This window comes from Romboutsia ilealis (assembly GCF_900015215.1).
GTDB classification, from domain to species: domain Bacteria; phylum Bacillota; class Clostridia; order Peptostreptococcales; family Peptostreptococcaceae; genus Romboutsia; species Romboutsia ilealis.
Genome location: NZ_LN555523.1, coordinates 2,076,569 through 2,090,002 on the forward strand (window position 1 = coordinate 2,076,569; position 13,434 = coordinate 2,090,002).

The 13,434-nt window shown below is 28.7% G+C and carries 11 protein-coding genes; 1 reads left to right on the top strand and 10 read right to left on the bottom strand.

Features of this window, described 5'->3' with window-relative positions; translation table 11 throughout:
• Window positions 1–7 precede the first annotated feature (7 nt).
• Window positions 8–256: a small, acid-soluble spore protein, alpha/beta type gene (locus CRIB_RS09780; RefSeq protein ID WP_180702188.1), complete on the top strand. Its 249-nt coding sequence runs from the start codon at window positions 8–10 to the stop codon at window positions 254–256.
• Between the two features lie 103 nt (window positions 257–359).
• Here CRIB_RS09780 and aspS read toward each other — a convergent pair whose 3' ends face one another.
• The 10 genes from aspS to CRIB_RS09830 form a co-directional block, all read right to left on the bottom strand.
• Entirely contained in the window at window positions 360–2,150 is a 1,791-nt protein-coding gene (aspS, locus tag CRIB_RS09785) for an aspartate--tRNA ligase (protein WP_180702189.1), read from the bottom strand.
• A gap of 216 nt (window positions 2,151–2,366) precedes the next feature.
• Complete coding sequence (gene hisS / locus CRIB_RS09790) at window positions 2,367–3,629, bottom strand: histidine--tRNA ligase (RefSeq protein ID WP_180702190.1); 1,263 nt, start codon at window positions 3,627–3,629, stop codon at window positions 2,367–2,369.
• On the bottom strand, window positions 3,619–5,091 hold the full coding sequence (gene hemZ / locus CRIB_RS09795; protein WP_180702191.1) for a coproporphyrinogen dehydrogenase HemZ: 1,473 nt from the start codon (window positions 5,089–5,091) through the stop codon (window positions 3,619–3,621). The genes hisS and hemZ overlap by 11 nt, the downstream gene beginning before the upstream one ends.
• Window positions 5,092–5,105: 14 nt before the next feature.
• A complete protein-coding gene (locus CRIB_RS09800) occupies window positions 5,106–5,720 on the bottom strand; it encodes an MBL fold metallo-hydrolase (RefSeq protein ID WP_180702192.1) in 615 nt (204 codons plus the stop codon).
• A 12-nt stretch (window positions 5,721–5,732) separates the two neighbouring features.
• Window positions 5,733–6,182, bottom strand: a complete 450-nt coding sequence (gene dtd, locus CRIB_RS09805) for a D-aminoacyl-tRNA deacylase (protein WP_180702193.1) — start codon at window positions 6,180–6,182, stop codon at window positions 5,733–5,735.
• A gap of 9 nt (window positions 6,183–6,191) precedes the next feature.
• Complete coding sequence (locus CRIB_RS09810; protein ID WP_180702194.1) at window positions 6,192–8,402, bottom strand: RelA/SpoT family protein; 2,211 nt, start codon at window positions 8,400–8,402, stop codon at window positions 6,192–6,194.
• Window positions 8,403–8,472: 70 nt separating this feature from the next.
• A complete protein-coding gene (locus CRIB_RS09815; protein ID WP_180702195.1) occupies window positions 8,473–8,985 on the bottom strand; it encodes an adenine phosphoribosyltransferase in 513 nt (170 codons plus the stop codon).
• Between the two features lie 388 nt (window positions 8,986–9,373).
• On the bottom strand, window positions 9,374–11,140 hold the full coding sequence (recJ, locus tag CRIB_RS09820) for a single-stranded-DNA-specific exonuclease RecJ (protein ID WP_180702196.1): 1,767 nt from the start codon (window positions 11,138–11,140) through the stop codon (window positions 9,374–9,376).
• 70 nt (window positions 11,141–11,210) lie between these two features.
• Window positions 11,211–12,872, bottom strand: coding sequence for an ABC1 kinase family protein (locus CRIB_RS09825; RefSeq protein ID WP_180702197.1), 1,662 nt, complete (start codon window positions 12,870–12,872; stop codon window positions 11,211–11,213).
• Window positions 12,873–12,929: 57 nt separating this feature from the next.
• On the bottom strand, window positions 12,930–13,430 hold the full coding sequence (locus CRIB_RS09830; RefSeq protein WP_180702198.1) for a gamma carbonic anhydrase family protein: 501 nt from the start codon (window positions 13,428–13,430) through the stop codon (window positions 12,930–12,932).
• Window positions 13,431–13,434: the final 4 nt, after the last annotated feature.

Here is a 13,434-nt window from a genome sequence, read left to right on the forward strand (position 1 = left end):
GGGTAATATGGATTTACAAAGTAAAAATAATGCTAGAGAAGCTTTAAATAATCTTAAGATGGAGATATCTTCAGAATTAGGATATTACGATAGTATGAGAACTGACAAAATAGAAGGATTAATTCCACAAGGTACTTTAAATTCTGTAGCTGAAAATATAAAAACAGGTATTGAGGTCGGTGGAATGAGTAGTAGAAAGCTTGTTGAAATGGGTGAAAAGGCTCTACTTGATAAATGCGATAATAGTATTAAGTAATCTTAATAAGAATACACATAAAATTAATTTTAGCTCTATAAATTACATGTAATACTGTCCTTACATATAAAAAAGTACCTCAATATGAGGTACTTTATATATATTACTCTTTATCTTCTAAATCAAGTTTTATACTTAATTCTTTAAGTTGGTCTTCATCAGCAACTGCTGGAGCGTTTGTCATTGGACAAACTGCACTTTGATTTTTAGGGAATGCTATAACATCTTTTATGTTAGTAGTTCCTGCAAGTATCATTATTAACCTATCAAGACCAAATGCTATACCTGCATGAGGAGGAGTTCCATATTTGAATGCATCTAATAAAAATCCAAACTTTTCGTAAGCTTCTTCATCAGAAAGTCCTAATGCACTAAACATTCTCTTTTGAACATCAGAGTTGAATATTCTAACGCTTCCTCCACCTACTTCGTATCCATTTATAACTATATCGTAAGCCTTAGCTCTTAAAGATGCTTTATCTTTGCTCTCTAATTTATCTAAATCTTCATCTATTGGAGATGTAAATGGATGATGTTTAGCTATAAATCTACCAGTTTCTTCATCTTCTTCAAATAATGGGAATTCAGTTACCCATAACATTTTATATTCATTGTTATTTAATAATCCAAGTCTTCTTGCAACTTCAAGTCTAACTTGTCCTAATGCATCAAATACTACTGAATCCTTGTCAGCAACAAATAATAATAAGTCTCCTTCTTTAGCATTCATTCTATCAAGTATCGCTGTCATTTCTTCTTCAGTGAAGAATTTAGCTATTGGTGAAGTAACTTCTCTGTTTGCTCCAACTTTCATCCAAGCAAGACCTTTAGCTTTGTAAGTCTTTGCGTGGTCTTCTAATTTACCTATTTGCTTTTTAGTAAATTCTTCTGCTTTACCTTCTACATTTATACCTCTAACGCTCATACCTTTTTTAGTAGCATTTGCAAATACTCCAAATCCACAGTTAGCAACTATGTCAGATATGTTAGTTAATTCGTATCCAAATCTAGTGTCAGGCTTATCTGAACCGTATCTTTCCATAGCTTCAGAATAAGGCATAACTGGAAGTGGTAATGTAACTTCTACATTTAATACTTCCTTGAATATTCTTTGTATCATTTTTTCCATTATAGCTCTTACATCTTCTTCTTCAACAAATGACATTTCGCAGTCTATTTGAGTGAATTCTGGTTGACGGTCAGCTCTTAAGTCTTCATCTCTGAAACACTTAACTATTTGGAAATATCTATCCATACCACTTACCATTAATAATTGTTTGAATAATTGTGGTGATTGTGGTAATGCATAGAACTTACCTTCATTAACTCTACTTGGTACTAAGTAATCTCTAGCACCTTCTGGAGTTGGTTTTATTAAGAATGGAGTTTCTATTTCACAGAAATTATTTTCAGTTAAATAATTTCTAACTATACCAGCAACCCTACTTCTTAACATTAAGTTCTTTTGCATAGATGGTTTTCTTAAATCTAAGTATCTATATTTTAATCTTAATTCTTCAGATACATTATCGTCATCTTTTATATATATTGGTGGTGTTTCTGATTTATTTAATATTTTTAATTCAGTAGCAAATACTTCGATATCTCCAGTTGGCATGTTAGGGTTTTTAGATGATCTTTCTGCAACTTTTCCCTTAACTGCAACAACATATTCTGAACCTAATTTTTCAGCTTTAGCAAAAGCTTCTGCATTTACATCAGTATCGAATATTATTTGACATAACCCACTTCTATCTCTTAGGTCAACGAATACTAATCCCCCTAAGTTTCTTTTCTTTTGTACCCATCCCATAAGTACAACTTCTTCATTTATATTGCTTTCTCTTAAGTCCCCACAGTAATGAGTTCTCTTTAAGCCATTTAGAGTTTCCATTGCTTTGCCTCCAAGTATTTATTTTAACTATAAATAGTTATTTCTATATTAAATATATATTATATGTATAAAACTTTTTAAATCTTATCTATAAATATATTAATAATATTATCACTAATATATTTCTTTTGTCTAGCAAACAGAATATGACTTAAGTTTACATTTTAAAATTAAATCATATTCTGAATTTATTTAATTAAACTGTATATTAATTAATTACAGTCTAGTCTTTAACTCCTTTACTATTTCACTTAATTTTATAGTTATTTGTTCTGATGTTGACATATTTTTTAATGTAGCAGTATCATTAGCTAATTCATCATCACCTATAACTATAGTGAATTTAGCATTTATTTTGTCAGAGTATTTAAATTGAGCCTTTACACTTCTATCTAAGTGGTCATTTTCTGCACTTATGTGGTTAGTTCTTAAATCTTTAAGTAATTTAAAACTCTTAGTCTTAGCTTCATCTCCTATTGTTACTATAAATATATCAGTAGCATAAGGATTTTCTATTTCTATATTATTATTTTCCATAGTTAATAATAATCTTTCAGCACCTATAGCAAAACCTATACCGCTAACACCTTTAGGCCCCCCTAATTGTTCAACAAGTCCGTCGTATCTTCCTCCACCACAAACTGTACTTTGAGACCCTATATCATTTGATATTATTTCAAATGCAGTTTTTTTGTAGTAGTCAAGACCTCTAACTATTGTTTTATCAACTACAAAGTTTATATCCATTTCTTTTAAGTATGTTTGTAACTTTTCAAAGTGGTCTTTACAATCATCACATATATGATCAACCATGAAAGGTATATCTGTTAAGTTTTCTTTACAAGTAGGATTTTTACAGTCTATAACTCTCATTGGATTTTTATCTTTTCTCTCTAAGCACGTTTCACATAATACATCTGACTTAGCATCAAGATATTCTTTTAATTTAGCATTATATTCGGCTCTACAAGTAGGACATCCAACAGAATTTATACTTACTGCTAAATCTTTAAGCCCAACTTCATTGAAAAATTGTACAGCTAACGCTATAACTTCTGCATCTAATGATGGTTTATCACTACCTAATGCTTCTATTCCGAATTGATGGAATTGTCTTTGTCTTCCTGCTTGTGGTCTTTCATATCTAAAGCAAGGAGTTATATAGAATAACTTTGTTGGTTGAGTATCAGCATATAATTTATTTTCTATAAATGCTCTAACTACTCCTGCTGTTCCTTCTGGCTTTAAAGTTATATCTCTTTCACCTTTATCTGTAAATGAGTACATTTCTTTTTGTACTATATCAGTAGTATCCCCTACACTTCTTTTGAATAATTCTGTATGTTCAAATATTGGAGTTCTCATTTCTTCATAACCAAATAATGAACATATTTCTCTAAATTTATTTTCAACATAATTCCATTTATATGCATCTTTTGGAGTTATGTCTTTTGTTCCTCTTGGCGCTTTAGTTAACATTTTGATATATTTCCTTTCTCTTTCTTTCTATCATTTCATCAACTCTATCTATATATTGTTCAACATTCTTTACGTTTTCAACTCTTTCAATTCTATCTTCATCAACATATACAAATTTAGATATAGAGCCTGCACCTAATGCGTAATTACTTTGCTTTTCTTCCATAATTTGCATATTATATATACATTCATATCCTTCTTTTGCATATCCTATGTTTTCTAAGTTTCCTAGCATATGTTTTTGTCGATACATATAATATGGATTAAGTCCCATTTCCTTCGCATATTCCATAGATAAATCTATCATCTTTATCATTTCTTCGTATCTTGTCAGTTCGTAATTTTCTATATCTTCTTTTAATTTAGATGCTCTCTTAACTGCTAAAGTATGAACAGTTAAACTTTCAGGATTTAACTTTTTAATTTCTTCTAATGTATTTCTAACCATTTCTAAATCTTCATCTACTAACCCTAATATAAGGTCCATATTTATATTATCAAATCCTATTTCTCTTGCCATATTAAAACAATCGATTATATCAGAAACGCTATGAGCACGTCCTATTTTTTCTAAAGTTTCATCGTTCATTGTTTGAGGATTTATACTTATTCTACTTACATTGTGTTTTTTAAGAACTTCTAACTTTTCTCTAGTTATAGAATCTGGTCTTCCAGCCTCAACTGTAAATTCTTTTATTTTACTTAAGTCTAATTCTTTATATAAAGCAGTTATTAAAGTATCTAATTCTTCTTTTTCTAAGGCTGTTGGAGTTCCTCCACCAATGTATAAAGTTTCTATTTCTTTATTTGTATCTTTTAAAATTTTTGCCATTCCTTTAACTTCTTCTATAAGCTTTTGTACATACTCTATCCTTAAATGACCAAACTGCTTTAATGGATTTGCTGTAAATGAGCAATAATAGCATCTTGTAGGACAAAATGGTATTCCTATATATAAAGATATTTTATCTTCATCAATAGGATATATAAAAGTTCTCTCTCTTTTTGCTATTTCTAGAGCTAATTCTATTTTTTCATCCATTATAAGATAGTTTTCTTTTAAGTTTTCTCTTATAGAATCATCATCCATACCTTTATCTAATAAAGTGTGTACTATCTTAACAGGTCTTATTCCTGTAAGTATACCCCACGGTACATAAGTATTAAATTTCTTTTTTAATACCTTAAACATACTTCTCTTTATCATTTCTTTAGTTAGCTTCTTTATTTCTTGCTCATTTAAACCATCTATTTTTATATTTTCAGATGAATCAAATCTAAGCTCATAATTTTCATAGTATTTAGTCGTTGATATTAATGTATTGTTATACTCTAGAAGGTTATTTTCTAAAACCATTCCAAAGCTTTTGTTATCTACAAATTGAAATTCTGAAGTAAATAATTTTATAAGTTCCGCAACTTCGTACTTAAAATCATGATTTTTTAATATTACGTTTAACATTTTAACGTCTCCTTTTACATATAAGGATTACTCATCTTCTCTATACCAAGCGTTGAACTTGGCCCATGACCAGGATGTATTTTTACTTTATCTTCAAATTTAGATAGCTTCTTTAAAGATTTTTCGATTTGCTTATAGTCTCCACTATAAAAATCTGTTCTTCCTATACTTCCTGCAAATAGAGTATCTCCTGTAAACATATCATCATTAACTCTTATACACATACTTCCTTTTGTATGTCCTGGTGTATGAATAAAACTTAATTTTAAATTTCCAAGTTCTAATTTATCTTTATCATTAACATAAATATCTGCATCTAACTCTTGTGGACCACAGTGCATAGAATAACTTAGATTTTTTCTATTATCATTTAATAATTCTTTTTCATCACTATGAGCTACTATTGTAGCATTAGTTTTAGACTTTATATAATTAACTGCTCCTATATGATCCCCATGTCCATGAGTCAGTAGTATATATTCTAAATCTAAAGAATTTTTCTTTATATAATTAAGTACTTTCTCACTAGCTCCTCCTGGGTCTATAACTGCGCACTTTTTAGTTTCTTCATCTATTAATATATAAATATTTTCCCCAAAGTATGGTTCAACTATCTTATCTATTATCATAATTGCACCTCCTTAAAAATCTCTATTTGATTCAAGTAATATAGTAACCGGACCATCATTAGTTAAATCGACCATCATATGTGTACCAAATCTACCTGTTTGTGTTACTATGCCTTCTTTTCTTGATTTTTCTATAAACTCTTCATATAACTTTGTTGCAACTTCTGGCCTTGCCGCACTAGAAAAACTCGGTCTTCTTCCTTTTCTACAATCACCATATAAAGTAAATTGAGATACTACTAAAAGTTCTCCCTGTACATCTTTTAATGATAAGTTCATTTTTTCATTTTCATCTTCAAATATTCTTAAGTTAAGTACTTTATCTATTATATAATCTACATCTTTAGATGTATCTTCATGAGTTACACCAAGTAAAACAAGTAATCCTTTTTTTATCTCACCAGTAACTTCTCCATTTACCGTAACCTTTGAAGAAGATACTCTCTGAACAACTGCTCTCATAATAACCTCCTAGTTAATCACTCTATAAATATTTTCAACACCAGGAATTGATTTTATCTTTTTCATTAGTGTATTTAATGCGTCTATATTATTAACTTCCACTAGTAGATTTACGCTTACTATATTATCTTTTCCTTTTCTTGCACTTATACCATTTAAAGATAACTTATCCATCGCTACTATATGAGTTATATCATTTATTATTCCTCTTCTATCAGAAGCTTTTATTTGTATTTCAGCTTCAAATTTACTAGAATCTGAGTTACTCCAAGATACATCTACTAATCTCTTTTTGAATGAATCCCCATTAGTATTTACATTAGGACAATCTGCTCTATGTATAGCAACGCCTCTTCCTTTAGTTATATAACCTATAATCTCATCACCAGGAAGTGGATTACAACATTTAGCGAATCTTATAAGTATATTATCTAATCCTTTTACAACAATTCCTTGTGAATTATTTTTCTTTCTCTTTTGCTTATATTCCGCATCACTTATATTGTGCTTTTCAATATCATTTATCTCTTCTTTTGATTCTTTCTGAACTTTTTTAACTTCTTTCTCATATAAGTCTCTTATTTTAGGAACTACATGTGATGGCATTATTCCACCATATCCAATAGTAGCTATTAAATCTTCTACTGTTGTTTGGTTAAATTTCTTAGTCATTTGTTGCATATATTTCTCTATATTAGGATCTTTTGGTGGTATATGATATTTCTTAAATTCTTTTTCAAGTATTTCCGTTCCTCTTTGGATATTTTCTTCTCTTCTTTCTTTTTTAAACCATTGTCTAATCCTACTTTTTGCATTAGGTGTTTTAACAATACTTATCCAATCTCTACTTGGTCCATTAGAATTTGAAGAAGTTAGTATTTCAACTATATTACCATTTTGAAGTTTATAATCAAGAGGGACTATCCTTCCATCTATCTTTGCCCCTACACATTTATTTCCTACATTTGTATGTACTCTATATGCGAAATCTATTGGTGTTGATTCTGCTGGAAGTTCTACAACATCTCCCTTAGGTGTAAATACATATACTTGACTACTGAATACATCTTCTTTGAGTGCATCCATAAATTCTTGTGGGTCTTTTAAGTCTTTTTCCCATTCCATCATCTGCCTTAACCACTGAAGTTTACCTTCTATATTGCTTTGTTTTTGACTAACATTACCTTCCTTATACTTCCAGTGTGCTGCTATCCCATACTCAGCTATAGTGTGCATTTCTTTAGTTCTTATTTGTATCTCTAAAGGCTCACCGTCTGGACCTATAACTGTAGTGTGTAAACTTTGATACATATTTGGTTTTGGCATAGCTATATAATCTTTAAATCTGCCTGGCATAGGAATCCATAAAGTATGTATCATACCAAGAACTGCATAACAATCTTTTACCGTATCAACAATTATCCTAACTGCCATTAAATCATATATATCTTGGAAATTCTTATTCTTATTTTGCATTTTTCTATATATACTATAAAAATGCTTTGGTCTTCCATATACATTACACTTAATATTTGCATCTTCAAATAATTTGTTTAATATATTAAGTACATTTTCGATATAAGCTTCTCTTTGGCTTCTTTTTTTAGCAACTCTATCAACTAAATCATAATATCCCTCAGGATCTATATACCTTAAAGCTAAGTCTTCAAGTTCCCATTTAATCATAGATATCCCTAGCCTATTTGCTATTCCACCGTATATTTCAAGTGTCTCTATAGCTTTTGATTTAGCTTTCTCTGGAGGCATATATTTTAAAGTTCTCATGTTGTGTAGTCTATCAGCTAATTTTATAAGTATAACTCTTATATCCTTCGCCATAGCAAGAAACATTTTTCTTAAGTTTTCAGCTTGTGTTTCTTCTTTTGACTGATATTTTATTTTACCAAGCTTAGTTACTCCATCTACTAAATCGGCAATTTCTTTAGAAAATTCTCTTTCTATATCTTCATATGTATATTCAGTATCTTCAACTACATCATGAAGCAAACCGGCTATTATAGTTTCTATATCTAATTCCATATCACATAAAATATTTGCTACTGCTACCGGATGTATAAAATACGGTTCCCCTGACTTTCTAAATTGTCCATCATGTGCTTTTTTTGCAAAGTAATAAGCCTTTTCAACTAAACTAACATCTGCATCATTTGCATATTTCTTTATCTTTTCTATAAGTTCTTGAATTTCTTTATCTTGCATAATATCACCTATTTCAAGTATAAATTTATATATTAAAATAGTTGGCTATATACCAACTATTTTCAAAGTACTAGTACTTTATTAAAGAATTTACTTCGTATTGAGATAATTTTTCTCTTCCGTTTAAGAACTCTAATTCTATTAAAAATTGCATAGAAACCACTTCTCCACCTAACTTTTCTATTAGTTTTGCTGCAGCTTCCATAGTTCCTCCTGTAGCTAATAAATCGTCTACTATAGCTACTCTTTGTCCTGGCTTTATTGCATCTTTGTGTATTTGTAATGTATCACTTCCGTACTCTAATCCATAGCTATAACTTATAGTTTCTGCTGGAAGTTTACCCGGTTTTCTAACCGGAACAAATCCAATCCCTAATCCATAAGCAACTGGAGTTCCCATTAAGAATCCTCTAGCTTCTGGTCCTACTATCACATCTACATTTTTATCTTTTAAATCATTTATAAATGCATCTATTGTGTACTTAAAAGTTTCTCCATCTTGCATTAATGTTGTTATATCTTTAAAGTTTATTCCTTCTTTTGGGAAGTTTTCAATTTCTCTTATTGCCTTTTTTAAGTCCATGATGACCTCCTAATAGCGTTTAATGTTCTATTTTTATGATTATTAGATATTAAGTTCTCACTTTCATCTATTTTATTAACTGTATTATTCAATTTATAATTAGATACATTTTCTACTATAAATGATTTTACTTTTTATGAAATTTAATTTACATATTTTTTACTACTTTGTCTAAATAACTATTAATAACAATATTATTATATCTTTTTAGGCAATTTTTATCAATATTTGGTTAAAATATAAGTTTAGACAATCATCGATTTCGCCCGAACTTTCATTATAGTTTATTATTAATTATCTGTCTATAGTTACTACTTTATATATTGGTTTAGTTTATCCATTTATTTCATTTATTATTAATTTTTTGATAAGTGATTTTTATATCTTTCTATCTAATACCATTGACTATAATTTGAATACTTTTATTTCCATTCCATTCATTTATTGACGGATAGAATGTAAAATCCATAGATATATTATTATTAAATTTATTATATAAATTATCTAATCCTTCATTGCCATACTTTTCTATTACTTTATTTTCAAAATTCTCTAAATCATTAAATATCATAGCATCTATAGTAAGGTTATTATTTGTTAAAAGCCTTAACTTTAAAATATTTTTATCTTTTCCAAGTAGCATAGCCTTAGTAACTTTTACATCTCTAACACCAAATACTGGCTTAGCATTACCTTTACCAAAAGGCTCTAATACATCTAATTCTTTAATAAGATTTATATTTAAATATTCTAGAGGAAGGGATGCATCTATCATTATCTTTCTAGTTAAATCTTCATCTGTTAATTTACATTTATTATTTAACTCTTTTCTTAACTCATCAACCTTATCTTCTTGTAACGATAGACCTGCTGCCATAGGGTGTCCACCAAACTTATCAAGTAGTTCTTTGCAAGCCAATAATCCTTCAAACATATTATATTCTTCTATTGACCTTGCAGACCCTTTTACACCTTCTTCAGACTTTGTAAGTATTATAGTTGGCTTGTTGTACTTTTCTTTTACTCTACCTGCAACTATACCAGCAAGACTTTCATGTATGTCAGGTATGTATACAACTAATATTTTATCATTAGCAATCTCTGTACTATCAATTATATTAATAGCTCTATCTACACCTTCTTTTGTCATTTTCTTTCTTGCATCATTTAAATCTACTATTTCTTGTGCTAGATTCTCAGCTTCTTCATAATTTTCCATTAATAATAATTCTAAACCTTTTTTAGCAGAATCTAGTCTTCCCGATGCATTTAAACATGGACCTATCACAAAACCTAAGTGATACGCTGTAATTTCTTTATCTTCTAACCCAGATGCTTTTTTTAATGCTTTTATACCAATATTTGTTGTATTATTAAGCATATTTAATCCATTTTTTACAAATATTCTATTTTCATCTATTAGATCAACTACATCACAAACTGTTGCTATAGCTACGAATTCAATTAATTTATAGCACTCTTCTTTATTCATTCCTAGCTCTTCATATAATACTTCCATTAATTTAAATGCAACACCAGCTCCACATATACTTTTAAATTCGTATTCACATTCTATTTGTTTTGGATTTATTATTGCATCTGCTTGTGATGATATAAATGTTCTTACTCCATTTTCTTCTACAAATGGAACATCATGATGATCTGTAACTATTACCGTTAACCCTAAGTTTTTAGCATATTGTATTTGATCTATTGCTGAAATTCCATTATCACAAGTTATTATAGTATCTACATCTTCATCATAAGCTGTCTTTACTATATTTTCATTTATCCCGTATCCATCTTTAATTCTATCAGGTATTTCATAATCTACATTTGCACCACACTCTTTAAGTGCTGTGTATAATATAAAAACGCTGATTATCCCATCCACATCATAGTCACCTATAATTCTAATTTTCTTATTTTCTTGTATTTTTCTTTTTATAATATCTACCGCAAGCGCTATATCTTTCATAGTTTTAGGCGAATGTAAATTTTCATATACAGGATTTATATAACTATTTATTATATTATCATCAGTTATATCTCTATTTACCATCAACTTACAAAGTAATTGACTTATTTTATATTTATCTGACATAGCTTTTAAGTCAACTTTTCTATTTCTAAGTAACCATTTTTCATTACTCATTTTTATCCTCCATGTCATATACTATCTAATTAAGCTTTTATATCTATCTTTATTACTATAACTTTATTTACTATTTTCTATATTGACTTCTAAAAATTTTAATAATTAATAATATTCCTATTATAAATGATATAAAGAAACCTATTATTGCCATCATTTTTATCCAAATATTTTGATTTACATTTTGTGATGATATTATAAGGGAAGAGCCAACAACCATAGCTGCTAAAACTAAACTTAGTGAAATTTTTGTAGCCAGATCAATTATGCATCGTTCTAAACTAGTAAACTTTACATCTTCCATTTTTATTTTAAGATTATTATTCTCTAAATTTCTAAGTATAGATTTTAACTGTCTTGGAATTGCTCTAATATCAAAAAGTACTTCCTCTGTGCTATCTTTAGCTCTAAGTAATGTCTTATCTATGCTAAGCTTCTCGATATAATAATATTGAATAAATTCTTGTGCTACTGATGATATTGAAAAATCTGGATCTAAACTTCTAGCAGTTCCCTCTAAAGTTATTACAGTTTTTGCAAGCATAGAAAGTTGAGGTGGTATATATACTTTATATCTTCTAAGAAATCTGAACATCTCATTTAAAATATTAGATATACTTAATTTCTCTATTGGTACATCATAATAATAGTGCATTAAATATAATAAATCTTGTCTAAAGCTACTAGTATCTATATCTGAATTCAACATATTCATATCTATCAACGAACGAATCACTCTATCTATATTTTTCTTACTTATTGCAATTGCCATATGATTTAAAAAACTTAAAGTCTTGCTGTCTATAATACCGATCATTCCAAAATCTATATATGATATACAATTGCTACTTACTACAAATATATTTCCTGGATGCGGATCTCCATGAAAGAATCCATATTCAAATACTTGTTTAAATAGCGACCTTACACCTATTTCAGCTATATTTTTCGTACTCCAACCTAGCCCTCTTATTTTTGAAATATCACTTAACTTTATGCCTATTATTTTTTCCATTATTAATACTTTTTGAGTACTATATTCACTATATATAGATGGTATATATACTTCTTTACTATCTTCAAACATCTTTTTAAATTTAATAGCATTCATAGCTTCAAAATTATAGTCTAATTCCCTAATTAATTGAGTATTAAACTCTTCTATTATCTGCTTTAAGTCTATATCAATATCTTTATATAAATCTTTTAATGCTGAAGCTATACTCCTTAATATTTCTATATCAGATTTTATAGTTTCTTCTATATTAGGTCTTTGTATCTTTACAATTACATCTTCATTATTTTTTAACTTACCTTCATAAACTTGACCTATAGATGCAGATCCTATAGGAGTGTCATTAAATTCCTTAAAAATATCATCTATATCTAATCCAGTCTCATTTTTAAATATAGCTTTTGCTATATCTGTATCAAATGGTTCTACACTGTCTCTTAATTTAGAAAGCTCATCTATTATATCTTGATCAAATAAATCTTTCCTTGTACTTAATAACTGCCCAAATTTTATATATGTTGGTCCTAATTCTTCTATAACGCATCTAATCTTTGTGGCTGTAGACATGTTCTTTATCTCTTCAGAAGGATTTGTAATAGGTATTTTATACGCTATATCTTCTATATTTAGCTTTTCCACAATAAATGAAAATCCATATTTAATTAATATATGTACGATTTCTTTATATCTTTTTAAGTTCTTATAACTTATTCTCACTAGATTCCACTCCTAAAATTTTAAAGGGACAATATAATAATTGCCCCTTTAATTTTGTTACTTATGATTGTTTGCAAGTTTTACATATTTTAATGCTGATTTAGTAAGATTTTCTTTTTCTTGCTCTGAAAGTTCTCTTATTACCTTAGCCGGTGAACCCATAGCTAATACACCTGATGGTATTTCTTTTCCTGGCGGTACTAAACTTCCAGCACCAAGTAGTGTAAATTCTCCAACTTTAGCTCCATCTAAAACGATTGAACCCATACCTATTAATGTGTTATCTCCAATTTCACATCCATGAATTATTGCTTTATGACCTATAGTTACATTATTGCCTATAATAGTAGGGTATCCCTCTGATATATGCACTACACTTCCATCTTGTATGTTTGTATTTTCACCTACAGTTATGTAGTTATCATCTGCTCTTAACACCGATCCGTACCATATATTTGTGTTTTTCCCTATATTAACTTTACCTATAACATCAACACTTTCTGCTATAAATGCAGTTTCATCTATTTTAGGTTCTATTCCTTGGTATCCTTTTATCATAGAT

Excerpts from the sequence above, each read along its gene's own strand:
- CRIB_RS09780 (WP_180702188.1), top strand. The coding sequence starts at position 8 with ATGGATTTACAAAGTAAAAATAATGCTAGAGAAGCTTTAAATAATCTT.
- aspS (WP_180702189.1), bottom strand. The coding sequence starts at position 2,150 with ATGGAAACTCTAAATGGCTTAAAGAGAACTCATTACTGTGGGGACTTA.
- hisS (WP_180702190.1), bottom strand. The coding sequence starts at position 3,629 with ATGTTAACTAAAGCGCCAAGAGGAACAAAAGACATAACTCCAAAAGAT.
- hemZ (WP_180702191.1), bottom strand. The coding sequence starts at position 5,091 with ATGTTAAACGTAATATTAAAAAATCATGATTTTAAGTACGAAGTTGCG.
- CRIB_RS09800 (WP_180702192.1), bottom strand. The coding sequence starts at position 5,720 with ATGATAATAGATAAGATAGTTGAACCATACTTTGGGGAAAATATTTAT.
- dtd (WP_180702193.1), bottom strand. The coding sequence starts at position 6,182 with ATGAGAGCAGTTGTTCAGAGAGTATCTTCTTCAAAGGTTACGGTAAAT.
- CRIB_RS09810 (WP_180702194.1), bottom strand. The coding sequence starts at position 8,402 with ATGCAAGATAAAGAAATTCAAGAACTTATAGAAAAGATAAAGAAATAT.
- CRIB_RS09815 (WP_180702195.1), bottom strand. The coding sequence starts at position 8,985 with ATGGACTTAAAAAAGGCAATAAGAGAAATTGAAAACTTCCCAAAAGAA.
- recJ (WP_180702196.1), bottom strand. The coding sequence starts at position 11,140 with ATGAGTAATGAAAAATGGTTACTTAGAAATAGAAAAGTTGACTTAAAA.
- CRIB_RS09830 (WP_180702198.1), bottom strand. The coding sequence starts at position 13,430 with ATGATAAAAGGATACCAAGGAATAGAACCTAAAATAGATGAAACTGCA.